Source organism: Streptomyces sp. NPDC086777, from assembly GCF_040702065.1.
In the GTDB taxonomy this organism is placed as follows: domain Bacteria; phylum Actinomycetota; class Actinomycetes; order Streptomycetales; family Streptomycetaceae; genus Streptomyces.
Window position 1 is genome coordinate 82,386 of the sequence record NZ_JBFBJI010000017.1, and the last position, 23,121, is coordinate 105,506.

Annotated in this window: 23 protein-coding genes and 1 pseudogene; 9 read left to right on the top strand and 15 right to left on the bottom strand. The window is 72.7% G+C overall.

Translation table 11 applies throughout. From position 1 onward, the window contains the following. The first annotated feature begins 5 nt into the window (after positions 1-5). Both AB0472_RS24090 and AB0472_RS24095 read left to right on the top strand, forming a co-directional pair. Positions 6-1,058, top strand: coding sequence for a family 2 encapsulin nanocompartment cargo protein terpene cyclase (locus tag AB0472_RS24090; RefSeq protein WP_366358800.1), 1,053 nt, complete (start codon positions 6-8; stop codon positions 1,056-1,058). A gap of 50 nt (positions 1,059-1,108) precedes the next feature. Then, a complete protein-coding gene (locus AB0472_RS24095) occupies positions 1,109-1,993 on the top strand; it encodes a geranyl diphosphate 2-C-methyltransferase (RefSeq protein WP_366358802.1) in 885 nt (294 codons plus the stop codon). 59 nt (positions 1,994-2,052) lie between these two features. Here AB0472_RS24095 and AB0472_RS24100 read toward each other — a convergent pair whose 3' ends face one another. Next, on the bottom strand, positions 2,053-2,535 hold the full coding sequence (locus AB0472_RS24100) for a VOC family protein (protein ID WP_366358803.1): 483 nt from the start codon (positions 2,533-2,535) through the stop codon (positions 2,053-2,055). 163 nt (positions 2,536-2,698) lie between these two features. Here AB0472_RS24100 and AB0472_RS24105 point away from each other — a divergent pair, with 163 nt between their 5' ends. Both AB0472_RS24105 and AB0472_RS24110 read left to right on the top strand, forming a co-directional pair. Further along, the gene (locus AB0472_RS24105; protein ID WP_366358805.1) at positions 2,699-3,511 is read left to right on the top strand and encodes a class I SAM-dependent methyltransferase; all 813 of its coding nucleotides are present in this window, start codon (positions 2,699-2,701) and stop codon (positions 3,509-3,511) included. 205 nt (positions 3,512-3,716) lie between these two features. Then, complete coding sequence (locus AB0472_RS24110) at positions 3,717-4,604, top strand: RNA polymerase sigma factor SigF (RefSeq protein ID WP_366358979.1); 888 nt, start codon at positions 3,717-3,719, stop codon at positions 4,602-4,604. A 59-nt stretch (positions 4,605-4,663) separates the two neighbouring features. Here AB0472_RS24110 and AB0472_RS24115 read toward each other — a convergent pair whose 3' ends face one another. Both AB0472_RS24115 and AB0472_RS24120 read right to left on the bottom strand, forming a co-directional pair. Further along, positions 4,664-5,116 carry an ATP-binding protein gene (locus AB0472_RS24115; protein ID WP_366358807.1) on the bottom strand — a complete coding sequence of 151 codons (453 nt, stop codon included), beginning with the start codon at positions 5,114-5,116 and terminating at the stop codon, positions 4,664-4,666. A gap of 171 nt (positions 5,117-5,287) precedes the next feature. Further along, the gene (locus AB0472_RS24120) at positions 5,288-6,742 is read right to left on the bottom strand and encodes a DUF6777 domain-containing protein (protein WP_366358809.1); all 1,455 of its coding nucleotides are present in this window, start codon (positions 6,740-6,742) and stop codon (positions 5,288-5,290) included. Between the two features lie 155 nt (positions 6,743-6,897). Here AB0472_RS24120 and AB0472_RS24125 point away from each other — a divergent pair, with 155 nt between their 5' ends. Continuing rightward, on the top strand, positions 6,898-8,187 hold the full coding sequence (locus AB0472_RS24125) for a streptophobe family protein (RefSeq protein ID WP_366358811.1): 1,290 nt from the start codon (positions 6,898-6,900) through the stop codon (positions 8,185-8,187). Positions 8,188-8,200: 13 nt separating this feature from the next. Here AB0472_RS24125 and AB0472_RS24130 read toward each other — a convergent pair whose 3' ends face one another. The 3 genes from AB0472_RS24130 to AB0472_RS24140 all read right to left on the bottom strand — a co-directional run bounded on the left by AB0472_RS24130 (position 8,201) and on the right by AB0472_RS24140 (position 11,610). Next, positions 8,201-8,782, bottom strand: a complete 582-nt coding sequence (locus AB0472_RS24130; RefSeq protein WP_366358813.1) for a hypothetical protein — start codon at positions 8,780-8,782, stop codon at positions 8,201-8,203. A 7-nt stretch (positions 8,783-8,789) separates the two neighbouring features. After that, the gene (locus AB0472_RS24135) at positions 8,790-11,129 is read right to left on the bottom strand and encodes an FHA domain-containing protein (protein WP_366358815.1); all 2,340 of its coding nucleotides are present in this window, start codon (positions 11,127-11,129) and stop codon (positions 8,790-8,792) included. Between the two features lie 70 nt (positions 11,130-11,199). Continuing rightward, the gene (locus tag AB0472_RS24140; protein WP_366358817.1) at positions 11,200-11,610 is read right to left on the bottom strand and encodes a hypothetical protein; all 411 of its coding nucleotides are present in this window, start codon (positions 11,608-11,610) and stop codon (positions 11,200-11,202) included. Between the two features lie 311 nt (positions 11,611-11,921). Here AB0472_RS24140 and AB0472_RS24145 point away from each other — a divergent pair, with 311 nt between their 5' ends. Beyond that, positions 11,922-12,308, top strand: coding sequence for a nuclear transport factor 2 family protein (locus AB0472_RS24145; protein ID WP_366358818.1), 387 nt, complete (start codon positions 11,922-11,924; stop codon positions 12,306-12,308). Positions 12,309-12,441: 133 nt separating this feature from the next. Here AB0472_RS24145 and mgrA read toward each other — a convergent pair whose 3' ends face one another. After that, entirely contained in the window at positions 12,442-13,434 is a 993-nt protein-coding gene (gene mgrA / locus AB0472_RS24150) for an L-glyceraldehyde 3-phosphate reductase (RefSeq protein ID WP_366358820.1), read from the bottom strand. A 111-nt stretch (positions 13,435-13,545) separates the two neighbouring features. Here mgrA and AB0472_RS24155 point away from each other — a divergent pair, with 111 nt between their 5' ends. The 3 genes from AB0472_RS24155 to AB0472_RS24165 all read left to right on the top strand — a co-directional run bounded on the left by AB0472_RS24155 (position 13,546) and on the right by AB0472_RS24165 (position 16,559). Beyond that, positions 13,546-14,460: a LysR substrate-binding domain-containing protein gene (locus tag AB0472_RS24155; RefSeq protein ID WP_366358821.1), complete on the top strand. Its 915-nt coding sequence runs from the start codon at positions 13,546-13,548 to the stop codon at positions 14,458-14,460. Between the two features lie 65 nt (positions 14,461-14,525). Further along, a complete protein-coding gene (locus tag AB0472_RS24160; protein ID WP_366358823.1) occupies positions 14,526-16,016 on the top strand; it encodes a carotenoid oxygenase family protein in 1,491 nt (496 codons plus the stop codon). Positions 16,017-16,043: 27 nt separating this feature from the next. Then, positions 16,044-16,559 carry a DinB family protein gene (locus AB0472_RS24165; protein ID WP_366358825.1) on the top strand — a complete coding sequence of 172 codons (516 nt, stop codon included), beginning with the start codon at positions 16,044-16,046 and terminating at the stop codon, positions 16,557-16,559. Here the strand turns inward: AB0472_RS24165 and AB0472_RS24170 are convergent. From AB0472_RS24170 to AB0472_RS24205, 8 genes and pseudogenes are all read right to left on the bottom strand, one after another. Continuing rightward, positions 16,541-17,611 carry an adenosine deaminase gene (locus tag AB0472_RS24170; protein WP_366358826.1) on the bottom strand — a complete coding sequence of 357 codons (1,071 nt, stop codon included), beginning with the start codon at positions 17,609-17,611 and terminating at the stop codon, positions 16,541-16,543. The two genes, AB0472_RS24165 and AB0472_RS24170, sit on opposite strands and share 19 nt — an antisense overlap. 38 nt (positions 17,612-17,649) lie before the next feature. After that, positions 17,650-18,042 (bottom strand): VOC family protein, encoded by a 393-nt coding sequence (locus tag AB0472_RS24175; protein WP_366358828.1) that lies wholly within the window; start codon positions 18,040-18,042, stop codon positions 17,650-17,652. Between the two features lie 187 nt (positions 18,043-18,229). Next, a complete protein-coding gene (locus AB0472_RS24180) occupies positions 18,230-19,153 on the bottom strand; it encodes a M56 family metallopeptidase (protein WP_366358830.1) in 924 nt (307 codons plus the stop codon). Continuing rightward, the gene (locus tag AB0472_RS24185; protein ID WP_366358832.1) at positions 19,150-19,533 is read right to left on the bottom strand and encodes a BlaI/MecI/CopY family transcriptional regulator; all 384 of its coding nucleotides are present in this window, start codon (positions 19,531-19,533) and stop codon (positions 19,150-19,152) included. The genes AB0472_RS24180 and AB0472_RS24185 overlap by 4 nt, the downstream gene beginning before the upstream one ends. A gap of 204 nt (positions 19,534-19,737) precedes the next feature. Then, positions 19,738-19,830 (bottom strand): annotated as a pseudogene (locus AB0472_RS24190) (chitinase); the annotation flags it as partial. A 145-nt stretch (positions 19,831-19,975) separates the two neighbouring features. Next, positions 19,976-21,298, bottom strand: coding sequence for an aldehyde dehydrogenase family protein (locus tag AB0472_RS24195; protein ID WP_366358833.1), 1,323 nt, complete (start codon positions 21,296-21,298; stop codon positions 19,976-19,978). A 138-nt stretch (positions 21,299-21,436) separates the two neighbouring features. After that, the gene (locus AB0472_RS24200; protein WP_366358835.1) at positions 21,437-22,630 is read right to left on the bottom strand and encodes an RNA polymerase sigma factor; all 1,194 of its coding nucleotides are present in this window, start codon (positions 22,628-22,630) and stop codon (positions 21,437-21,439) included. Beyond that, positions 22,630-22,980: a YciI family protein gene (locus AB0472_RS24205; RefSeq protein ID WP_366358836.1), complete on the bottom strand. Its 351-nt coding sequence runs from the start codon at positions 22,978-22,980 to the stop codon at positions 22,630-22,632. Before AB0472_RS24205 ends, AB0472_RS24200 begins: the two co-directional genes overlap by 1 nt. Positions 22,981-23,121 lie beyond the last annotated feature (141 nt).

The window sequence follows — 23,121 nt, forward strand, 5'->3', positions numbered from 1 at the left end:
CATCCATGAGCACAACGACCAGCGCCTACGCCCTGCCGGGACCGCCGAACATCGCGGAGCGGCTGCGCCCGGCCAAGCGGACCGGGGCGGTCCCCGGACTGCACTACCGGCCGGCCGTGCCCGCCGACCCGGAGAAGGCCGCCGAACTCGACCGCAGGCTGGAGGCCTGGGCCCGCGAACTCGACCTGTTCCCCGCCGCCTGGAAGGGGGACTTCTCCGACTTCCAGTTCGGCCGGGCCGTCGCCCTCCAGCATCCGGGCGGCCTGGACCTGGACCGGCTCACCGCGGCCGGCAAACTCCTGCTCGCCGAGAACATCGTGGACTCCTGCTACTGCGAGGAGGACGAGGGGCGGGGCGGATCCCGGCGGGGCCTCGGCGGCCCGTTGATCATCGCCCAGTCGGCGCTCGACCCGTACCACGGCATCCCTGAGCTGGAGGAGGAATGGCGCGAGGGCATCCGGGCCACCGGGCCCCTGCGGTCGTACCACTTCGCCCTCGCGGACTTCGCGGCCTTCGCCACGCCGAGCCAGACCGACCGGTTCGTGCACGACATGGCCCGGCTGCACATGGGCTACCTCGGCGAGGCCGCCTGGATGGAGACCGGGTACGTGCCGCGGGTCTGGGAGTACCTGGTGATGCGGCAGTTCAACAACTTCCGGCCCTGTCTGTCGATCGTCGACGCGGTGGACGGCTACGAACTGCCCGAGCCGCTCTACGCCCGGCCGGAGATCCAGCGGATCACGGCCCTGGCCTGCAACGCCACCACCATCGTCAACGACCTGTACTCCTTCACCAAGGAGCTGGCGAGCGACCCGGACCACCTGAACCTGCCCCAGGTGGTGGCCGCCAACGACCGGCGCGGGCTGAAGGCGGCCTATCTGAAGTCCGTCGACATCCACAACCGGGTCATGGACGCCTTCGAGGAGGAGTCGGCCGCCCTGTCCGCCACCTCCCCGCTGGTCGCACGCTACGCCGAGAGCCTCGCCGCCTGGGTCTCCGGGAACCACGAGTGGCACGCCACCAACACCAGCCGCTACCACCTGCCCGACTACTGGTAGCGATCGAGCCACATCCGAAACACCGTCAGAAACACTTCGAGGAGAACCTGTTGACGACCGCCCCTGTCGCTCGGAAGACCACCACGTCAGCCCCGGTGCCGACCCAGTCCAGGTACCAGAACAGCGTCGCGGAGTACTGGAACGCCGAGGAGAACCCGGTCAACCTCGAACTCGGAAAGATCGACGACCTCTACCACCATCACTACGGCATCGGTGAGGCCGACTGGTCGGTGCTCGACGAGACCGACGCCGACCTGCGCAGGGAACGCGTCACCACCGAGCTGCACCGCCTGGAGCACGCCCAGGCCGAGCTGCTCGCCTCGCACCTCGGCGCCCTCACGCCGGCCGACCGGGTCTTCGACGCGGGCTGCGGCCGTGGCGGCGGCAGCATCGTGGCGAACCTGCGCTACGGCTGCCAGGCCGACGGGGTGACCATCTCCGCCAAGCAGGCCGACTTCGCGAACGAGATGGCCCGCAAGCGGGAGGTCGGCGACAAGGTCCGCTACCACCACCGGAACATGCTGGACACCGGCTTCGAGACCGGCGGCTACGCGGCCTCCTGGAACAACGAGTCCACGATGTACGTCGAGTTGGAGCTGCTGTTCGCCGAGCACGCCCGGCTGTTGCGCCGCGGCGGCCGCTACGTGACGATCACCGGCTGCTACAACAACGCCTACGGGCAGGCCTCCCGCGAGGTGTCCCTGATCAACGCCCACTACATCTGCGACATCCACCCACGGTCGGAGTACTTCCGGGCGATGGCCGCCAACCGCCTGGTGCCGGTCCACGTGGAGGACCTCACCGCGGCCACGATCCCGTACTGGGAGCTGCGCAAGCAGGCCGACCACCTGGTGACGGGGATCGAGGACGCGTTCCTCACCGCGTACAAGAACGGCAGCTTCCAGTACCTGCTGATCGTGGCCGACCGGGTCTGACCGGCCGGCTGTGCACGAGGGGGCGGTGTCCGCGGACACCGCCCCCGTCCCCGTACGGCTCACTCCCCCGCGTACGCCTTCCGCAGCGCGGCGATGTCCAGCTTGCCCATCGCGTACATGGCCCGGGTGGTGCGCGCGGCCTTCTCCGGGTCGGCGTCGCCGATCATCTCGATCAGCCCGTCCGGGATGACCTGCCAGGACATGCCGTACCTGTCCTTGAGCCAGCCGCAGGGACCCGGCTCGCCGCCGTTCTCGGTGAGCTTCGCCCAGTAGTGGTCGACCTCCTCCTGACCGTCGCAGTAGATCTGGAAGGAGATCGCCTCGGTGAACCTGAACTGCGGGCCGCCGTTGATGGCGACGAACTTCTGCCCGTTGGCCGTGAAGTCGACGGCCAGCACCGACCCCGGCTCCCCCGGCCCGGCCTCGTTGTACCGGCCGACCTTCCCGATGCTGGAGTTCTTGAAGATCGACACGTAGTAGTGGGCGGCCTCCTCGGCCTGCCCGTCGAACCAGAGGCACGTGGTGAATCCGTCGGCGGTCATGGACACCTCCTGGGAGCGGGGAACGCGGTCATGTGTACCGACCGGTCCTCGCCAGGAAACTCATCGGTCGGGGCCGGCACCGGGCAGCGGGCCGACACCCCGGACTCGTGGCGCCGCCGAAAAACGCCGGCCCCGAGGCGGAGGCAGCGGCATCCTGCCCACTGTGGACGCGCTGGAATTCAGGGTGCAGGACCGCGGGCTGCGGAACATCTTCGACCAGGACGCCGAGCGGTACGAACGAGCCCGGCCGCGCTACCCCGCCGCGCTGGTCGAGGAGCTGGTCCGGGTCACGGGGGCCGGGCCGGACGTCCGGGTGCTGGAGATCGCCCCGGGCACCGGCAAGCTCACCGCCGACCTGGCGCGGTCCGGTTGCTCGATCACGGCCGTGGAGATCGGCCCGGGCATGGCCGCCGTGGCCCGCCGGCAGCTGGCGCCGTTCCCGCAGGTGGAGGTGGTGGTGTCCGCCTTCGAACAGTGGGAGCCGCCGCCGGCGCCGTTCGACGCGGTGGCCTGCGCGACCGCCTTCCACTGGCTCGACCCGGCGGTCCGGCTGCCGAAGGCGGCCCGGGCACTGCGCCCCGGCGGACTCCTCGGCATCGTCTCCACCCACCACGTGGCGGGCGGCACCGAGGACTTCTTCGCCGAGGTCCAGGCGTGCTACGAGCGATGGGATCCGGCCACCCCGCCGGGCCTGCGCCAGACTCGGGAGGCGGATCTCGCGACCGACACGACCGAGTTCACCGGGTCCCCGTACTTCACCGGCGTCGCCGTGCAGGGCCACGCCCAGGAGATCACGTACACCACCGGCCAGTACCTGGACGTGCTGCTCACCTACTCGAACCACCGCGCGCTCCCGGAGACGGCCCGGAACGGCCTGCTCGCGAGCGTCCGTGAGCTGATCGACACCCGGTACGGCGGTGTCGTCACCAAGCGGTACTGGCACGAGCTGGTCACCGCCGTTCGGGTCGGGACGTAGTCGGCGGTCCACTCTCCGCCACCGGCGGTTTTCCGCCAGGGCTGAAGACGGGGCGCATGCGTCGCGTCACCCCGGGTACCCGAGCTTCGAGGCACGCATAAGGCGTCCGGTTCCGGGTACCCGGGGCTGGGCACCACCTGTGAAGGGCCGGGACGACACCGGCCGAAGAGGCAGCCGCCGCAACGTGAGTGACCTGGGAGAGGACATGAACACCGCCGGGATCCGGTCGGAAGCAGTGAACACCGCTCACCCCGTCGAAGCGTGGACGACGGAGGGGGCACTGCCAGGAATCGAGGACCCGAAGACCGTAGCCCCGCGCGACGCACGCGAGCTGTCCCGGCAGTTCTTCCAGCGGATCACGGAGCTGGAGGAAGGCACCCACGAGTACCAGTACGCCCGTAACACGCTGATCGAGATGAACATGTCGCTGGTCCGGTTCGCGGCCGGACGGTTCCGCAACCGCGGGGACGACATGGAGGACATCGTCCAGACCGGGATGATCGGCCTGATCAAGGCCATCGACCGGTTCGAGCTGTCGCGCGAGGTCGAGTTCACCTCCTTCGCGCTGCCGTACATCGTGGGCGAGATCAAGCGGTTCTTCCGGGACACCACCTGGGCGGTGCACGTGCCGCGCCGGCTCCAGGAGCTGCGGGTGGAGCTGGCCAAGGCGCGCGAGGAGCTCTCCAGCCGCCTGGACCGGGATCCCACGGTCGCCGAGCTGGCCACGTTGATGAACCTGTCCGAGGACGAGGTGGTCGAGGGCCAGCTGGCCGCCAACGGCTACAACTCCTCCTCCCTGGACGCAGCGCTGACCGGGGACGGCCCGGAGGACGGCGAGGCGGTGCTGGCCGACTTCATCGGGGTCGAGGAGGAAGGCCTGCGCCTCGTGGAGGACTTCCAGTCGCTGGCCCCGCTCATGGCCGAGCTGAGCGAACGGGACCGGGAGATCATCCATCTGCGGTTCGTGGAGGAGGCCACCCAGGCGGAGATCGGTGAGCGGCTCGGCTGCTCCCAGATGCATGTCTCCCGCCTGATCAAGCGGATCATCATGCGGCTGCGTCAGGGGATGCTGGGCGAGCTCGGCTGCGCCTGACCGCGAGATCCACGGGCGCCGCCCCGCACCGGTGCGTGGGGCGGCGCCCGTGGTGACGGTCACCGGGGGAAGCGCACCAGCGCGCGTACCCGCTTGCCGACCGGTACCCGTTCGGCGATCACTTCCGCGGACAGGGCATGGACGATCTCCAGCCCGTGATGGCCGACCCGCTCGGGGTCCTTGGGGAAACGCCGGGGCAGGGCGACGCTGCTGTCGTACACCGAGACCAGGACCGCGCTGTCGGTGCCCTCCAGTTCGAGGATGTACGGGCCGTTGCTGTGCCGGTCCGCGTTGGTCACCAGCTCGCTCACCACGAGCAGCAGCTCACCGTCGGCCCTGGGATCGATCGCGGCGCACCACTCGGTCCTGAGCTGCTCCAGGAAACCGGCCGCGAAGTCCCGCGCCTCGGCGATGCAGCCGGGCTCGCCGGTGTAGTGCGCCGCGCGTCGCAGCGGCTCCACGGGTACGTCGAAGCCAGTCGGTATCACTGCCCCGCCCAGGTTTTCGATCATGCGTGTCTCTCCAGGAGGCCGACCCGGCCCGTCGCTGTTGCATCCATGCTCGTACCCCGAGTGCGCGGCGACACTCCCCGGGGGTGTTCGCCGATCGCGCACATCTCACGTCGCGCTGGTCACAGTCCCGGCGAACCGGGGGGCGGCCGAGCCGGGCGGTACCTGCCGGGCCTAGGACGCCGGGGCGGCGGACGACACCGCGGACCCGGGGCCGTGCGACGGCGGCGACGCCGCGGACTGCGCGGACTGCGCGGACTGCGGGGCGAGCGGCTGCGCGGAGGACGGCGGCTCGGACAGCGGTCCTCGCGACTTCGGCGGCTGCGACGCCGGCGACTCGTTCTTCGGGGACTCGGTACGAGGGGACTGGCTCTGGGTCTGCGGGGACTGCGTCTTCGGCGACTCGGTCTTCGGTGACTCGCTCCTCGCAGGCGCCGACGACGGCGGTTCGGAGGACGGCGGCTTCGAGGACGGCGGTGCGGACGGGGACGGCGCTGCGGACGAGGGCGGCTTCGACGCCGGCGACTGCGCGGACGGGGAGTTCGGGGACAGGGAGTTCCGTGACGGCGGGTTCGTCGACGGGGGCCTGGAGCCGTTCCCCGGGCTCGTCGGTGTCGACGGGCCGGACGAGGCCGGCGGGCACGGGGTGGTGCCGGCCGACCCGGGTCTGCCGGACGCGGGCGGGCAGCCGTGGTGGGGCGGCGGGTTCATGGGGTCCGGGTCGGCCGGGGGCCTGGCCGGACGGTCGTCGTGGCCGGTGTGGTCGCCGCGGTGGCGGCCGAACCAGTCGTGGTGCTCGTGGTCGAAGACGACGAACACCTTGACGATCTGCGCGGCGGGTGCGACGACGACCACGTTCCCGGGCCGGTAGGCGGTCCAGGCGGTGCCGACCGTCCTCGGGGTGGACCGCTGCGCGACCGGCGGGGCGAGCGGGTTGCCGCAGGCACACCGCAGCCGGGGCACGCCGTGCCCGTCGACCATGACGGCGGTGCCCGCCTGGAGGACGGACTGGTAGGTGGTCGCCCCGCCGTCGCGGTAGCCGTGCGCGGTGACCCGGGTGTCCGCGCGCAGCTGTACGGGGGTGAGGGAGCGCAGGTAGGCGGGGACGCCCGCGGGCCGGACGCCGACCTGCTGGGCGAACGCCCTGTTGCGGGACGGGGCGGCCTGGAGATACCTGATCTGCTGTTCGACGTCGCAGCTGGTGCTGTTCTTCGTGCCGCTGTAGAGGCCGGGCGCCCCGCCGCTCACCCCGCGCACCTCGTTCACCGACGCGCCGGACCCGACCGGGGCGGCGGACACCTCTGCGGCGGTGCTCTTCCTGGCGGTCGACTCGGTGAACGGGTCCTGGCCGGAGCTGTTGGCGGCCTGCAGGAAGACCTCGCCGCGCCGGCCGGAACTTTCGCCCGAACGGGTGAGGACCACGGCCAGGGCCGCGGCCACCACCACGGCGGTGGTGAGCGTCGCGACCCGGGGGGCCGACCTCCACCACGGCCGGTGCGGCTCGCCACCCTGCCCGTCACCGCCGCCGGGCGGCTGCGCGGGGGGTCCGGGAGGTGGCCCGGAGGGCCCGGACAACGGGCCGGAGGGAGGTCCTGTGGGGCGGCCGGACGACGGCGGTTCGACGCTCACGCACTCATCTCCCCGGTGCGGTAAACGGCATCCATGAAAAATGCCTCATTTGGGGCATGTCGTGGCAAATGTGCGCCGGTCCTGCACCGTCCGCAAGCCGACGCGGACGGACCACCCGGCGGGCGCCGGGGGCGGGGGGTGCCTAGCGTGACAGCGTGCGTCCCCCCATCGCCTCCGAGCGGCCGGTGGCCGCGCCGGCCGACCGGCCCGTGCCCCGGCACGGCTGGCCGCCGGCCCTGGCCGTGGTGCTGGCCGCGTCGGTCGCGATGCTCGTGGTGGCCGCGGCGGGGCTGTGGGCGGCGGGCGCGACGGACCTGCCGAGGGGCGCGTTCCTGCCGGTGGTTCTCGCGACCGTGGTGGCCGCGGTCGGCGGCGCCGTCGAACTGTCGGGGAACGCGGGCGAACTGGCCCGCACGAACGCCGGGCTCACGGTCCTACCGCTGTCGGTGACGCTGGTCGGGGCGCTGGTCGCCGCCGGGGGCTTCCTGCGGCCGCTGCGGCACCGTGCGGTGGCCGGGGCCGGGGAGCTGGCCGGGTGGGCGACGCGGATCGCCGTGCTGTGGCTGCTCGCGCTGACCGGGCTCGCGACCGGGGCCCGGCACACCTTCGCGGTGGACGTGGGCAGCGGCACCCTCAGCGATCTCACCGGCGCGCTCGGCGCCGCACCCGAGGCCGGCTTCACGACCGATGTGCCGCAGACGGCCGGGTTCGGGCTGCTCTGGCTGGCCGGCGTCCTGCTGCTGGCGCTGCTGGTGTCGCGCGGGGCGCCGCTGCCGGGGCGCCTGCTGCGCTTCCAGGCCTCGGTGCGCCCGGCGGCGTACGCGATGGTCGTGCTCCTGCTGGCGTACGTCGTGCTGGCGCTGGTGATCGCCCTGGTCACGATGGTGACCCGCGGGCACGCCAGGGAGACCCTCGCGGTGATCCTGCTCGGGCTGCCCAACCTGGCCTGGCCGGCCCTCACGCTCGGTCTGGGCGCCACCTGGAGGGGCAGGGTCGACGGGCCGTTCGGGCTGCCGGTGCCGAAGGTGCTCGCCGAGGTGCTGCGCACACCGGACGTCTCGACGCTGAACCTGCGCACGGTCACCGCCCACGACGGCCGTTGGTGGTGGCTGGCCGGGGTTGCCGCGGTGCTGGTGCTGGCGGCCGCGGTCCTGATGGCGGCCCGTTCCCCGGCCCGGGTCCGCGCCTGGCAGCACGCCCTGCACCTGGCGGCGGCCCTCGCACCGACCGTGCTGACGCTGTGTCTGACCGGCCGGATCTCCACCCACTACGGCCTCTCCCTGCTCGGCGTCGGCGACCTGGGCGGCAACCTGTCCGGTGAACTGCTGCTGGAGCCCGTGCTGTGGTCCGCGGTGGGCCTGGGCGCGCTGTGGGGACTGGTCGCCGGGTTCCTGGGCGCGTTGCTGGCCCGTCCCGTGCGCCGGCGGGGCGAGGTGGCGGCCTGAGCACACCCCGCCGTCAGCGGTCACCGTCGGGTGCGACCACCCGGGTCGGATCACGGCCGTCGGGTGCGACCACCCGGGTCGGATCACGGCCGGGACCGCCGCGCCCCGGACCTGCGCGGTCGGTGACGTACGTGGACAGCCGCCGCCCGTCGCCGTACAGCCAGCGTCCCTCCGCCGGGTCGTACAGCCACATCGACTCCCCGTCGACCACCACACCGATGCGCAGCCCGTGCGTACGGCCCCGGAAGGACTCCCCGTCGAGGCCGCCGGCGGCCAGTTCCTCGACGGCGGCCCGGTAGCCGGTGAGCGCCTCGGCGGCGCGGGCCAGGAGGGGGCGCGGGTCGGTCGTCTCGGTGGGCGGGCCGCCGGTGACCGGCGGGTCCTGGGGCACGGCGACGAGGTAACGGCCGTCGACCCAGGCGGACCAGCCGTTGGCGCAGCTGATGTGCGCCCAGTCGCCGTGCCGTTCGACGAGCTGGACGGGCAGCAGCGGGTCCAGGGGCACGGTGGGCCGGGCCGGGTCGGGCGCCTCCCAGGCGGGCATGCCGTCGCCGGGGACGACGTGGGTGGGCCGGAATCCTGGCGTCGTCGCCATCGGTCGCCTACTTCCGCATCACGGCCGGTTCATGGCGGCGCAGCAGCCGGGACAGCACACAGCCGAAGACGACCGCCAGCACCACCAGCATGAGCATGTTCCGCAGCCAGACGCCCGCCGAGTGCCGGAAGAGGGGGTCGGCGGTGAAGGATCCGGGCACGATCCGGTGCAGTTCGACGGTGCCGGCCATGGCGCCGAGCGCCCAGCGCGAGGGCACCAGCCAGGCGACCTGTTCGAGTCCGGGCACGCCGTCCAGCTTCAGCAGGGTCCCGCAGAAGACGACCTGGACGACGGTGAGCAGCACCAGCAGCGGCATCGTCACCTCCTCCTTGCGGACCAGCGCGGAGATGAGCAGGCCGAGCATCATCGCGGTGAAGGAGAGCACGGCCACGGCGACGGTGATCTCCAGCAGCGGCGGCATCAGCACCCCGTCGCCGCCGGGCGCGTCGAGGTCGACCCCGGCCAGGCCGACCTGGGTGAGCACGACCGCCTGGAGCACGGTGACGGCCCCGAGGACGACGACCTTCGACATCACGTACGCCGATCTGGGCAGGCCCACGGCTCTCTCGCGCTGGTAGATGACCCGCTCCTTGACCAGCTCGCGCACGGCGTTGGCCGCGCCGGTCAGCACCCCGCCGACGCACAGGGTGAGCAGGGCGTTGGTCGCGGTGTCGAAGGTGAGCTTGTTCCCGGCGACGGCCCGGGCCATGGCCCCCATCACGAACGGCAGCCCGATCATGATGGCGAGGAAGGTCCGGTCGGCGGCGAGCGCGGCCGTGTAGCGGCGCACCAGCGTCGAGAACTGGGCCCCCCAGCTGCGCGGCCTGGGCGGCGGGGCCGCGGTCACCGGCCCGGAGCGCGGCACCACCGGCTGCGCACTGGAGTTCACGATGTACTTGCGGTGGTACGACGAGGCGCGGTACTCCCCCGCCCAGTCCCGAGCGGTGTCCCGCTCGAACGCCTCGAAGGCCTCGGGCCACTCGTCGAACCCGAAGAAGCCGAGGGCGTCGCCGGGCGGCCCGAAGTAGGCGGTCCGGCCGCCCGGCGCGAGGACGAGCAGGCGGTCGCAGGTGTCGAGACTGAGCACGCTGTGGGTGACGACGATGACGGTCCGGCCGTCGTCGGCGAGTCCGCGCAGCATGTTCATCACCGAGCGGTCCATCCCGGGGTCGAGTCCGGAGGTCGGCTCGTCCAGGAAGAGCAGGGACGGTTTCGTCAGCAGTTCCAGGGCGACGCTGACCCGCTTGCGCTGCCCGCCGGAGAGGCTGTGCACGGGCTGCTCGGCGCGCTGTTCGAGGCCCAGTTCCCGGATGACCTCGTCCACCCGCTGCCGGCGCTCGGCCTTCGCGGTGTCCTCGGGGAAGCGCAGCTCGGCGGCGTAGGTGAGGGCGCTGCGCACGGTCAGCTGGACGTGCAGGATGTCGTCCTGCGGGACCAGGCCGATGCGCTGGCGCAGCTCGGCGTAGTCGCGGTAGAGGTCGCGGCCGTCGTAGAGGACGGTGCCGTGCTCGGCGGGGCGCTGGCCGGTGAGGGCCCCGAGCAGGGTGGACTTGCCGGCGCCGCTCGGTCCGACCACCGCCAGCAGGCACTTCTCGCCGACCGGGAAGGAGACGTGGTCCAGCAGGATCCTGCGGCCGTGGTCGACGGCGACGGTCAGTTCCTGGACGTCGAGGGAGACCTCGCCGGTGTCGACGTACTCCTGCAGCTCGCCGTCGACAAGGCAGAAGGCGGAGTGGCCGATGCCGACGACGTCGCGGGGGCCGAGCGGGGCCCGGGTGACGGCGCGGCCGTTGAGGTAGGTGCCGTTGTGGCTGTCGAGGTCGACGATCTCGTGGCTGCCGTCGGGGTGGCTGCGCAGTTCGGCGTGGTGGCGGGAGACGGTCAGGTCGTCGACGACGATGTCGTTGCCGGTGGCGCGGCCGATGCGGACCGTGCGGGCCGGGAGCCGCCGTACCGAGGAGGGCCGGCGGAAGGTGCCCGTCCGGGCGGGCATGGAGACGACGGATGGTCGGTCCGCGGCGGGTGCGGGGCGGCCGCTCAGGACGGCGGACGGCCCGTCGGTGGGGCTGCCGAAGCGGATCACCGTGCCCGGTCCGACCTCCCACTCGCGGATGCGGCGGCCGTCGGCGTAGGTGCCGTTGGTGCTCTGCTCGTCCTCCAGCGTCCAGTGGCCGTCGTCGGGCCGCAGCACCGCGTGGTGCCACGAGACCCGGGCGTCGTCGATGACGATGTCGCTCAACGGGTCCCGCCCGACGTGGTAGTCGCGGCCCGGGCTCATCACCGTGGATCCCGTGTCCGTCTCCAGGACGAGCTCGGGCGCCGTCGAGGCGACCGGCCACTCCGCCATGGTCGGAATTCTACCGATCCGCCCGCTTCTGTGCCTGGTCAGGGCTGCCCGGGCCGCCGCTTGTCAGGGGTCAGGCGACGGGGACGACGAGGGCCGGGATGGTGCGCTGCATCCGGAGGGCGTCGATGGACTCGGCGAGCAGTTCGTACTCCGTGGTGTCGTCCTGGAGAGCGATCCGCACCAGCCGCCCGTCGGCCAGTTCGTCGGCGACCAGTTCCTGCCGGGCCGCGTCGGCGCACCAGGCGCGCAGCAGGCCGGGCACGTCGGAGACGGTCCCGGCGACCGGGACCAGTGACCCGTGCGGGAACCTGGGGTTCTCGGGTAAGGGGTCGAGGCGTTCCGCGATCCAGGAGGCCCGGTCCCGTAACCACCACAGCGCCAGCGCCAGGGTCGGCGCACGGTAGGTGCCGAGCGGAACGCCGATGCGCTGCCCGCCGCACGTGCCGTATGCCGTGACATGGCACAGGAATTCGTCGTGCACGATCACTCCCCCGTAGCTCGCCGGTGTGCCGTCGCGGCCGGGTTTCCGTGCGGCTCCTGTGCGGTGAAGTGCTCCTGACATTCGAGTATGTTCACTTTCGAAACACTGTCACCACATCTTTCCGGCCAGTCTCTTGGCATATTCCGCCTGCGAATTGGCCGAAATGTGTGGGCTGCACCGGCGGGCCTTCATTACCCGAGGGGTAATCGACCCGTCACGCGGACCGGGGGCATGGTGGTGCCAACGGATCGCCACACGCCGCGATCCAGCCCCTGACCAGCAGTGACGACCTCGATGGAGGCTGATTCACCATGTCCGTGAACACCGACCGTTACCAGACCGCGGCCGCCCGCTACTTCGAGGCCTGGAACGCCACCGAGCCGGAGGCGCTGACGAAGGCGGTCGCCGAGGCCTGGGTCCCGGAGGGCGCTTACACCGACCCGCTCGCGGACGTCGCCGGACATGCGCAGATCACGGCCGTGATCGCGGCGGCGCACGAGCAGTTCCCCGGTTTCGTCTTCCGGCCGCTCGGGACCGTCGACGGCCACCACGACACGGCCCGCTTCGGCTGGGAGCTGGTGAACGAGGCCGGGGAAGGCTCGGCGCCGGTGGCCGGTTTCGACGTGGTCACGCTCAGTGAGGACGGCCGGATCGTCCGGGTACTCGGCTTCCTGGACCGGGTTCCGGCCGGGGCGTGAGCGCGTGCCCGCGATGACCGGGTGAGGGCTCGTGCCGGTCGCCGGGCGACGATTCGGGTCGACCGCCCGGCGACGAAACCGCTTGGCCACCGGGTGACGATTCGGGTCGATCACCGGGCGGCGGCCGGCCGGCTCACCGGTTGATGATCGCGTCGATCCGCACCAGCTCCTCCGCGTCGAAGTCGAGGTTCCCGATGGCGCCGACGCAGTCCTCGACCTGCTGCGGGCTGCTGGCACCGATCAGCGCGGAGGTCACCCGGCCGCCGCGCAGCACCCAGGACAGGGCGAGCTGGGCCAGGCTCTGGCCGCGGCCCTTGGCCACCTCGTCGAGGTCGCGCAGCTGGGCGACCAGGTCCGCGGTGACCGCGTCCGAGTTCAGGAACGGGCTGTCGCTCGCGGCCCGCGACCCCTCCGGGATGCCGTCGAGGTAGCGGCCGGTGAGCAGGCCCTGCTCCAGCGGGGAGAAGACGATGGAGCCGACCTGGAGCTCGTCGAGGGCGTCCAGGACGCCCTCGGTCTCCGGGCGGCGGTCGAGCATCGAGTAGCGCGGCTGGTGGATCAGGAGCGGCGTGCCGAGCTCGCCGAGGATCCGGGCCGCCTCGCGGGTCTGCTCCGCCGAGTAGTTGGAGATGCCGACGTACAGCGCCTTGCCCTGCTGGACCGCCGAGTGCAGGGCACCCATCGTCTCCTCCAGGGGAGTCTCCGGGTCCGGGCGGTGCGAGTAGAAGATGTCGACGTAGTCCAGGCCCATCCGGGTCAGGGACTGGTCGAGCGAGGAGAGCAGGTACTTGCGCGAACCCCACTCGCCGTACGGACCGGGCCACATCAGGTAGCCGGCCTTGGTGGAGATGACCAGCTCGTCGCGGTGGCTCGCGAAGTCCGCCCGGAGGGCCTCGCCGAACGCGGACTCGGCGGCGCCGGGCGGCGGGCCGTAGTTGTTGGCGAGGTCGAAGTGGGTGACGCCGAGGTCGAAGGCGCGGCGCAGGACCGCGCGCTGGGTCGTCACGGGCCGGTCGGGCCCGAAGTTGTGCCACAGGCCGAGCGACAGCGCGGGGAGCTTCAGGCCGCTGCGGCCGCTGCGGCGGTACGGCATGTCGGCGTAGCGGTCGGGGTGTGCGGTGTACAACGCGACTCCAGAGGGGTGGGCACAGGAACTACCGATGCCACTCTTTCCCGAGCCGCGGACAGTGGTCCAACAGGAGAATCCGATGGAATTGTGCGACTAAGCTGCTCAATCATGGAACTGCGCCACCTCCAGCACTTCGTCGCGGTCGCCGAGGACCAGCACTTCACCCGGGCCGCCGAGCGGCTGATGGTGTCCCAGTCCGGTCTGTCGGCGTCGATCCGGGCCCTGGAGCGGGAGCTGCGGGCCCCGCTGTTCGTGCGCACCACCCGCCGGGTGACGCTGACCGAGGCCGGCCGGGCGCTGCTCGGCGAGGCGGAGCGGATCCTCGCCCAGGTGCGCTCCGCGCACGAGGCGGTGGCCGCGGTGCAGGGCGTGCTGCGCGGGACGCTGGCGCTGGGCACCGAGCAGTGCATCGCCGGGGTGCACGTGGCGGGGCTGCTCGCCGCGTTCCGGCGCCGTCACCCGGACGTGGAGATCCGGCTGCGGCAGGCCGGCTCGGGGGCGCTCGCCGAGGAGGTGGCGGCGGGCCGGCTCGACCTGGCCTTCGCCTACCGCACCCAGGACGACACCGACCAGCTGCGCTCGGTGTCCCTGACCTGCGAGCCGATGACCGTGCTGTGCCATCCCAGCCACCGGCTGGCGACGGCCGGCGCGGCCGTGACCCCGGAGGACCTCGGCGGGGAGGTGTTCGTCGACTTCCACCCGGACTGGGGCCCGCGCCGCTCCACCGACGCGGCCTTCGCCGACGCGGGCGTGCGGCGCACGGTCGCCCTGGAGGTCAACGACGTGCACAGCCTCCTCGACCTGGTCGACGAGAACCTCGGCGTCGCCGTCGTACCCCGGCACTTCCGCCACAAGCGCCCCACGCTGGCCGCGCTCGCGCTCAAGGACACGGACGAGACCGCCTACGAGACGGTCGCCCTGCTGCCGCCGGAGACGGCCACCAGCCCCGCGGCCCGCGCGCTGATCACCCTCCTGGAAACAGGGGGCCTGGCACCACCCCAGGACGGGCCCTGCCCCTCCTGACCCGGACCGCCCGCCGCCGCAGACTCGTGGATGTCCACGACGACGACGCGACGGGGAGTACGGAGATGGCGGAACACACACGGCGCACGGTGCTGCGCGGGGCGGCGGGCATGGCGGTGGCGGGCGCGCTGACGGGAGCGGCGGCCCGTCCGGCGCGGGCGGCAGCCGTGGCGGCCGCCGCGGAACGCAGCTTTCCCTTCCTGACGGGCGCCTTCGCCCCGGTCACCGAGGAGCTCACGTCCTTCGACCTGCCGGTCACCGGCCGCATCCCGGGCGACCTGAACGGCCGTTACCTGCGCAACGGCCCGAACGTGCTCGGCCTGGAGGATCCGCGCGCCCACCACTGGATGCTGGGCGCGGGCATGGTGCACGGGGTGCGGCTGCGCGACGGCCGTGCCGAGTGGTACCGCAACCGCTGGGTGCGGTCCTCGCAGGTGACGGCGGAGCTGGGCGAGACCTACCCCGGTCCGGTCCCGCCGGACGACTTCGCCTGCAACACCCATGTCGTCCCCTACCGGGGGCGGATCCTCGCACTCCAGGAGAGCGGCCCGCTGCCGTACGAACTCGACGGCGAGCTCAACACGGTGGGCAGCTACGACTTCCGGGGGTCCCTGGAGGGCGCCTTCACCGCGCACACCAAGTACGACGCGCACGCTGACGAGTTGCACGCGATCGCCTACTACCCGACCTGGGACCACGTCCGGCACTTGGTCGTGGGCCCGAGCGGCCGGCTCGCCCGCACCACCCGGATCCCCGTCGCGGACGCGCCGATGATGCACGACTTCGCACTCACCGGGAAGTACGTGGTCGTCTTCGACATCCCGGTCACCTTCGACGCGGCGGCCGCCGGGGCGGGCGCACCGGTGCCCTACGTCTGGAACCGTGAACACCCGGCGCGGGTGGGCGTGATGCCCCGCTCCGGGGGCGCCGTCCGGTGGTTCGGGATCGACCCGGTCTTCTACTCGCACACCCTGAACGCCTACGACGAGGGCGGGTCCGTGGTGATCGACCTGACGACGTACCCGGCGCCGTTCGACGTCGCGAGCAGCACCACCGACGGTCCGCACGCGGTGGGCACCGCGAGGCTGGAGCGCTGGACCGTCGACCTGCGCCGCGGGCTGGTGCGCAGGCGCACCCTCGACGACCGGCCGCAGGAATTCCCGCGCGTCAACGAGGAGCTGGTGTCTCGCCGGCACCGCTACGGCTACTCGGCGGCGGCCGCCGAGATGTCCGTCGCCTATCTGGCCGGCGACGGCAACCCGCCGGACCGCGCCTTCTCCGACGCCCTCTTCAAGCACGACCTCGCACGGGGCACGGCCGAGGTGCACCGGCTGCCGAGGGGCGCGGCGGCGGGCGAGGCGGTGTTCGTGCCGCGCGCACACGGGCGCCGGGAGGACGACGGGTACGCGATCGCCTACGTCCACAACCCGGACCGCGGCGCCGCCGACCTGCTGATCCTCGCCGCGCAGGACTTCACCGGCGAGCCGCTGGCCCGGGTGCACCTGCCGGGCCGGGTGCCGCTCGGTTTCCACGGAAGCTGGATTCCGGACGCATGACGACCGGCGATGCGCGATCGTGGTCGTATGCATGCAAGGGACATCCTCATCGACGGCTTCGGCCGCATCCAGGAAGAAGTCCATGCCGCCCTCGACGGCGCCGACCCCGACCTGCTCAACAGGCTCCCCGCTCCCGACGCCAACTCCGTCACCTGGCTGGTCTGGCACCTCACCCGGATCCAGGACGACCACATCGCCGACGCCTTCGACCTCGACCAGGTGTGGCTGGCCCAGGGCTGGGAGAAGCGTTTCGGCCTCGGCCTGCCGCCCCGTGACCACGGGTACGGCCATACGCCGGCCGAGGTCGCGAAGGTCAGGGTGGACTCCGGCGACCTGCTGACCGGCTACCACGACGCGGTGTACGAGCAGACCCTGGGCGTGCTGCGCGAGCTCCCGGCCAAGGACCTGGAGCGGATCGTGGACACCCGCTTCGATCCGCCGGTCACGTTGGGCGTGCGGCTGGTGAGCGTCCTGTCCGACGACCTCCAGCACGTCGGACAGGCCGCCTATCTGCGGGGGCTGCTTCAGAGCACGGAGGCGTAGCCCGGCAGGACGACGTCCTCGATGAGGGCCCTGCGCTCGTCGAACGGGATGAACGCGCTCTTGAGGGCGTTCACCGTGACCGTGCGCAGGTCCTCGACGGTCCAGCCCGCCTCCTCGACCAGCAGGGACATCTCCCGGGTCATCGTCGTCCCCGAGACCAGCCGGTTGTCGGTGTTGAGGGTGACCCGGAAGCCCAGCTCCTTCAGTTCGGTGATCGGGTGCTCGGCGATGGAGACGGCGCAGCCGGTCTGCAGGTTGGAGGTGGGGCACATCTCCAGGGCGATCCGGCGGTCGCGCACCCAGCCGGCGAGGCGGCCGAGCTTGCCGTCCACGATGTCCTCGGTGAGGCGCACGCCGTGCCCGATGCGCTGGGCGCCGCACGCCTGGACCGCCTGGTGGATGCTGGGCAGGCCGAACGCCTCGCCTGCGTGGATGGTGAAGGGCACGCTCTCCTCGCGCAGGTACCGGAAGGCGTCCAGGTGGTCGGCGGCCGGGAAGCCGGCCTCGGCACCGGCGATGTCGAAGCCGACGACACCGGCGTCCCGGTAGGCGACGGCCGCTTCGGCGGCCTCACGGACCCGGTCGAACATCCGCATCCCGCAGAGCAGCGTGCCCACGCGGACGGGCGTGCCCGCGGCAGCGGCCTTCGCCATACCGGCGGCGAGCCCCTCCTGCACGCTCTCGACCACCTCGTTCAGCGTGAGGCCGCCCTGGACGTTCAGCTCCGGCGCGTAGCGCACCTCGCCGTAGACGACACCGTCGGCGGCCAGGTCCAGGACGTACTCCTCGGCGACCCGCCGCAGCCCCTCCCTGGTCTGCATGACGGCGAGGGTGTGCTCGAAGGTGCCTATGTAGCGGACCAGGTCGCCGGAGCCGGCGGCCTCGACGTACCAGGCGGCCAGCTCGTCGGGATCGGTGGTGGGCAGGGTGTGACCGACCTCGGCCGCGAGCTCGACGAGGGTGGCGGGGCGCAGGCCGCCGTCGAGGTGGTCGTGCAGGACGGCCTTGGGGAGGCGGCGGATCACGTCTGCGTCTACGCGCGTAGCGGTCATGGTGGAGCTGTCCTCGGCAGGTGGTTCGGAGTGGTCGGTCAGGCGGCGGGCTGGAGCAGGTCCCAGCGGTTCCCGTAGAGGTCCTGGAAGACGGCGACGCTGCCGTACGGCTCGTGCCGCGGCTCCTCCAGGAAGGTCACGCCGGCGGCGGTCATCCGGGCGTGGTCGCCGGCGAAGTCGTCGGTGTGCAGGAAGAAGCCGACACGGCCGCCCGTCTGGTCGCCGACGCGGGCGCGCTGGCCCTCGTCCTTGGCACGGGCCAGCAGCAGCCCGGTCCCGTCGCCCTCCGCGCCGGGCGCCACGACGACCCAGCGGGAACCGTCCGGGCGGGGCGCGTCCTCGACGAGCCGGAAGCCGAGGGCCTCGGTGTAGAAGCGGATGGCCTCGTCGTAGTCGCCGACGACGAGGGTGACCAGGGCGACGCGTCGCATGGGGGCCTTTCGGTGGGGCTGGTTAGCGGGAGAGGTTATACGTAAAACGCCCGGGACGCCAGCCGCCCGTTCGCACGAGCAGTTCTTCGGAGTGCGCCGGCCGGAGCGCCCCGACGGGGGCGCGCGGAACCGCGCGACCAGCCACCACTCACCCGCACTCGCACCCGACGGGCGGCCCTGCCGCCCCCTACCGCTCCGCCTCCCCCTGCGCGACCTCCACCCGATGATGGAAATCGACCACCCCGGTCGCGGAGGCGACACACGACACTGCGGCGCAGGCCACCAGCACCATCGCGACCCACCCCCCGGCCCGCCGCCCCCGCGGCGCCAGCAGCGCCTCGACCCGCTGCGGCACCGGCCCGGACGCGGCGCCCGACACGAAAGCCGGCCGCTCGGCGACGGCACCCTGCCCCGCCAGCGCGGCCCTGGCGATGGCGCGAGCCGTCAGCCGGCGGTCCCCCACCGCCCGCGCCGCGGACTCGTCGGCGGCGCGCTCCGCGGCCAGCCGGACGACGGCCCGGACTCCCCGCAGGGCCGGGTGGCAGTGCGCGGCGAGCTCCGCCGCGGCGAGGAAGAAGTGGTGGCCGCCGGTGTTGTGGGCCCGTTCGTGGGCGAAGAGCGCCTCCCGCTCGCCTCCGTCGAGGCTGCGCAGCATCCCGGTGGTGACGACGATCCGGTGCGGGCGTCCGGGCAGCGCGTACGCGTCCGGGCACGGCGAGTCGACCACGCACAGGTCGCCCGCGGCAGGCCGGCGGCCCGCCTCCGTGCGGGCCGCGCGGAAGGCGCGGGTCTGCCGGAGCGCCCACCGCGCGGAGGTCCAGGCACACACGGCGAGGCCGCCGACCGAGAGGGCCGCGAGCGGGAGCACGAACCGGTCGGAGGCGGTGTGCAGGGGCCGGACCAGGTCACCGAGCGCGGCGAAGAACGGCAGCTTGAGGAGCCCGGCGAGGAAGAACGCGCCGAGCGCGGCCAGGGAGCAGCCCGCGAGGGCGACGGCCGAGGCGGTGATCACCCAGAGCGCGGTGCCGGGCGCCAGCCGGTCGAGGGCCCGCCGGGACAGGGCCGGCAGCGCGAACGGCACCAGCAGGGGCAGGAGCAGCAGCGCGGTCATGACGGACCGGGTTGTTCGCCGGATTCGAGGAGGGTCCGCAGGACGCGTTCGTCGTCGGGGCTGAGCTGGGCGACGAACCGGGCGAGCACGGTCTCCCGGTCGCTGTCCCGGTCGAGTTCGCTGTGCATCCGCTTCGCGGTGAGGCCCTGTGCGTCCTGGACGGGGACGTAGGCGTAGCCGCGCCCCTGGCGGTGCCGCTCGACGACGCCCTTGTCGTGCAGCCGGGTCAGGATCGTGGTCACCGTCGTGCGGGCCAGCTCGGTGCCGAGGCTCCGCTGCATCTGTCCGGGGGTCTGGGGCGCGCCCGCGGCCCAGAGAGCCGCCATGACACTCGCCTCCAGTTCGCCGGCGGGCCGGCGTTCGTCCTTCCCGTCGGCCATGGAAGGTTCCTCACCCCTCTGCGTCGTCCTCGGCCAGCAGACCGTCTACGGAAGTGTAGTCAGTCCGGCGGCGGCCTGTAGCCGTGAACCCATTATGCGAAGCCCCGTCCCGAAGAGGTGCCGGCTGCGGGCCCGGCACGGGAGGCGCGGGCCGCACGGCCTGCGTCCGGTGCGGGACCGAGCGCGGGCGGTTGAAGCCCGAAGGCCGGCCGGGACGCCGAGGAGCCGGGTGACCTTCTGGCAGGCGCCGACCCGGCTCTGCACCTGCGCCGGGTTCCTGCCGTCGCATTCCTGGGACTCCGCTGCGGAGCACGGCCGCGCCCCTCGAAGGGGGTGCGGCCGCGGTGGGGGGTGTGAGGCACACTCAACTGCCTTGGTCTGTACCAGTCAAGGGTGTAGACCAGTCAACCGTCGCTGCCGCTCCCCGGGAGGGCGGCGGGGGTCAGCTCAGGGGCTTGGCGAGGACCGCCTTGCGGTGGCTGAACGTCTCGATGGAGTAGCGGCCGTGGTAGCTGCCCATGCCGCTCTCCCCCACCCCGCCGAACGGCAGGTCGGAGATGGTGAGATGGGCGAGCGGCAGGCCGTGGCCGAGGGCGCCGGAGGACGTCTCGGCGGCGATCCGCTCCCGGGTGGCGCCGGATTCGCTGAACACGTAGAGCGCGAGGGGCTTGTCGCGGTCGTTGACGAAACCGATCGCGCTGTCGAGGTCCGGGACGGTCACGATGGGCAGGATCGGGCCGAAGATCTCCTCCTGCATCACGGGGGAGGCCGGGTCGACGTCGGCGAGCACGGTGGGCGCGATGTACCTGGCGGCCCGGTCGGTGTCGCCGCCGACGGCCACCCGGCCCGAGCCGAGCAGTGCGCTGAGCCGGTCGAAGTGGCGCTCGTTGACGATCCGGCCGTACTCGCCGGACTCCTTGGGCTCGCTGCCGAACAGGCCCTGGACGGCCTCGGCCAGGGCGGGTTCCAGAGCCGCGGCCGTCTCCGGGTCGGTCAGGACGTAGTCGGGGGCCACGCAGGTCTGCCCGGCGTTGAGGAACTTGCCGCGCGCCAGCCGCTGCGCGACGACGGTGAGGTCGGTGCCGCGATCGACGAACGCCGGGGACTTGCCGCCGAGTTCGAGGGCCACCGGCGTGAGGTGCTCGGCGGCGGCGCGCATGACGACACGGCCGACCGCGCCGTTGCCGGTGTAGAAGATGTGGTCGAAGCGCTCGGCGAGCAGGGCCGTGGTCTCGGGGATGCCGCCCTCGACGACGGCGACCGCCTCGGTGTCGAGGTAGGCCGGGAGCAGCCGGGCCAGGACCGCGGAGGTCGCGGGCGCGAGCTCGCTGGGTTTGGCGACGACCGCGTTACCGGCGGCGAGCGCCCCGGCCACGGGGGCGAGCAGCAGCTGGGCCGGGTAGTTCCACGGGGCGATGACGAGGACGACACCCAGAGGGTCGTACTGCGTCCAGGCGGTCGCGTCGTCGCCCAGGTGCTTCGGGACCGGCGCGGGCTCGGGGCGGAGCCACTCCGCCAGGTGGTCGAGGGTGTGGTCGATCTCCCGGACGGTGAAGTCGATCTCCGTGCCGTAGGCCTCGCGGGTGCCCTTGCCCAGGTCCGCGCGGAGGGCCGCGGCGATCTCGTCGCCGCGCTCCGTGAGCATGGCGCGCAGCCGGCGGAGCCGGCCGGTGCGCCACTCGAGGGGCTTGGTCCGGCCGGTGCGGAAGGTGGCGCGCAGCCGCGCCACGATCTCGGCGGGCTGTTCGGGGGTGGGCTGGTTCACGGATGCCTCGCTGGTGGTGCGCCCGGGCCTCGGGGCCCGACCACGGTCTCGAACGGTCAGATGTACTTTGCAACCATTCGTGCTCCGAAGTACATTCCGGTGCCCCGGAACCACCGGCTTGACAAAGATCACACCAGGTCAGCCGGTGAGTTCGGCCCGCCGCCGTGCGAGATGTGCCCGTTCGGGCAGGCTGCCGGTGAGCGCGATGGCGGCGTCGTACTCCGCCCTCGCCTCGCGGTCCCGGCCGAGCCGGCGCAGCAGGTCGGCGCGGACGGCGTGCAGCACGTGGTATTCGGGCAGGTCGAGGGCGTCGACCAGGTCCAGCGCCACGTCCGGGCCCGCGACCTCGGCGACCGCGACCGCCCGGTTCAGCGCGACGACCGGGCCGCCGGCGACGGCCATGAGCTGGTCGTACAGGCGCAGGATCTGTCCCCAGTCGGTGGCCTCGGCGGTGGCCGCGTCACTGTGCACGGCGTTGATCGCCGCCTGGATCTGGTAGGGCCCGGGCCGGTTGCGGCGCAGGCAGCGCCGGACGAGGTCCTGTCCCTCCCCGATCAGGTCCCGGTCCCACCGGCGGCGGTCCTGCTCGGGCAGCGGCACCAGTGCGCCGGCCACCGGCTCCCTGGCGGGCCGTCGGGCCTCGACGAGCAGCATCAGCGCGAGCAGCCCGGCCACCTCCGGCTCGTCCGGCATCAGCTCGTACAGCAGCCGTCCCAGGCGTACGGCCTCGGCGCACAGCGCGGGATCGCCGCCGTAGCCCTCGTTGAAGACGAGGTAGACGACGGCCAGCACCCCGTTCAGCCGGTCCGGGAGGTCGGCGTCCTTCGGTACCCGGTAGGGGATGCCCGCGTCGCGGATCTTGGCCTTGGCGCGCACCAGGCGCTGGGCGAGGGTGGGCTCGGGGACCAGGAAGGCGCGGGCGATCCGGGCCGTGCTGAGGCCGCAGAGCAGGCGCAGGGTCAGGGCCACCCGGGACTGGAGGGCGAGGGCGGGGTGGCAGCAGGTGAAGATCAGCCGGAGTCGTTCGTCCCGCACGGGACCCTCCTCGGCCGGTGCGTCGGGCGCGTACAGCCGGGCGGCCTCGGCGTGCCGGGCGGCCCGGGAGGACTCGCGACGCAGCCGGTCGATCGCGCGGTTACGGGCGGTGGTGATGATCCAGCCGGCCGGGCTCGGCGGCACCCCGGTGCGCGGCCAGCTGTCCAGCGCGGTGGTGAAGGCGTCCTGGACCGCCTCCTCGGCGAGGTCGATGTCGCCGAGGAGGCGGACGAGAACCGAGACCGCGCGCCCGTACTCGGTACGGAAGACGGCCTCGACGTCGGCGGGCTCCGCCATCAGTGCTGGTCCACGAAGGGCCGCACCTCGATGGGGAGGGTGGTGGCGAGCGCTGCCCTGCGGCCCCACTCCAGGGCGGCGTCGAGGTCCTCGGCGCGGATGAGACAGAGGCCGCCCAGGTACTCCTTGCCCTCGGCGTAGGGCCCGTCGGTGATCAGTACGTCGCCGCCCTCGGGCCGCAGGGTCGTGGCGGTCTCCGGGCCGTGCAGTCCGCCCGCGAAGACCCAGGCGCCCGCCGCGCGCAGTTCGTCGTTGAAGGCCTCGACGTCGCGCATGATCGCGGCGAGCGCGTCGGGCGCGGGCGGGGTGGCCCCGGCGGGCTGGACCACGCTGAGCAGGTAGTGCTTCATGGGTTCTCCCAGGTCGTCATGAGGTCTGCGTCGTGCGGTGTACGTCGTGCAATGTGCGTCGTGCGGTGCGCGTCGTGCGGTGCGCGTCGCGGGGTGTTCTCGCCTTCTACACGAACGGCAGGCCCCCGGATCGACACCTCG

What these genes read in the sequence shown, in the direction of transcription:
- AB0472_RS24200 (WP_366358835.1), bottom strand. Translation starts at nt 22,630, where the DNA reads ATGGCGGAGCCCGCCGACGTCGAGGCCGTCTTCCGTACCGAGTACGGG.
- AB0472_RS24180 (WP_366358830.1), bottom strand. Translation starts at nt 19,153, where the DNA reads ATGACCGCGCTGCTGCTCCTGCCCCTGCTGGTGCCGTTCGCGCTGCCG.
- AB0472_RS24090 (WP_366358800.1), top strand. Translation starts at nt 6, where the DNA reads ATGAGCACAACGACCAGCGCCTACGCCCTGCCGGGACCGCCGAACATC.
- AB0472_RS24175 (WP_366358828.1), bottom strand. Translation starts at nt 18,042, where the DNA reads ATGCGACGCGTCGCCCTGGTCACCCTCGTCGTCGGCGACTACGACGAG.
- AB0472_RS24170 (WP_366358826.1), bottom strand. Translation starts at nt 17,611, where the DNA reads ATGACCGCTACGCGCGTAGACGCAGACGTGATCCGCCGCCTCCCCAAG.
- AB0472_RS24135 (WP_366358815.1), bottom strand. Translation starts at nt 11,129, where the DNA reads ATGGCGGAGTGGCCGGTCGCCTCGACGGCGCCCGAGCTCGTCCTGGAG.
- AB0472_RS24100 (WP_366358803.1), bottom strand. Translation starts at nt 2,535, where the DNA reads ATGACCGCCGACGGATTCACCACGTGCCTCTGGTTCGACGGGCAGGCC.
- AB0472_RS24110 (WP_366358979.1), top strand. Translation starts at nt 3,717, where the DNA reads ATGAACACCGCCGGGATCCGGTCGGAAGCAGTGAACACCGCTCACCCC.
- AB0472_RS24205 (WP_366358836.1), bottom strand. Translation starts at nt 22,980, where the DNA reads ATGAAGCACTACCTGCTCAGCGTGGTCCAGCCCGCCGGGGCCACCCCG.
- AB0472_RS24145 (WP_366358818.1), top strand. Translation starts at nt 11,922, where the DNA reads ATGTCCGTGAACACCGACCGTTACCAGACCGCGGCCGCCCGCTACTTC.
- AB0472_RS24160 (WP_366358823.1), top strand. Translation starts at nt 14,526, where the DNA reads ATGGCGGAACACACACGGCGCACGGTGCTGCGCGGGGCGGCGGGCATG.
- AB0472_RS24185 (WP_366358832.1), bottom strand. Translation starts at nt 19,533, where the DNA reads ATGGCCGACGGGAAGGACGAACGCCGGCCCGCCGGCGAACTGGAGGCG.
- AB0472_RS24130 (WP_366358813.1), bottom strand. Translation starts at nt 8,782, where the DNA reads ATGGCGACGACGCCAGGATTCCGGCCCACCCACGTCGTCCCCGGCGAC.
- AB0472_RS24155 (WP_366358821.1), top strand. Translation starts at nt 13,546, where the DNA reads ATGGAACTGCGCCACCTCCAGCACTTCGTCGCGGTCGCCGAGGACCAG.
- AB0472_RS24165 (WP_366358825.1), top strand. Translation starts at nt 16,044, where the DNA reads ATGCATGCAAGGGACATCCTCATCGACGGCTTCGGCCGCATCCAGGAA.
- AB0472_RS24115 (WP_366358807.1), bottom strand. Translation starts at nt 5,116, where the DNA reads ATGATCGAAAACCTGGGCGGGGCAGTGATACCGACTGGCTTCGACGTA.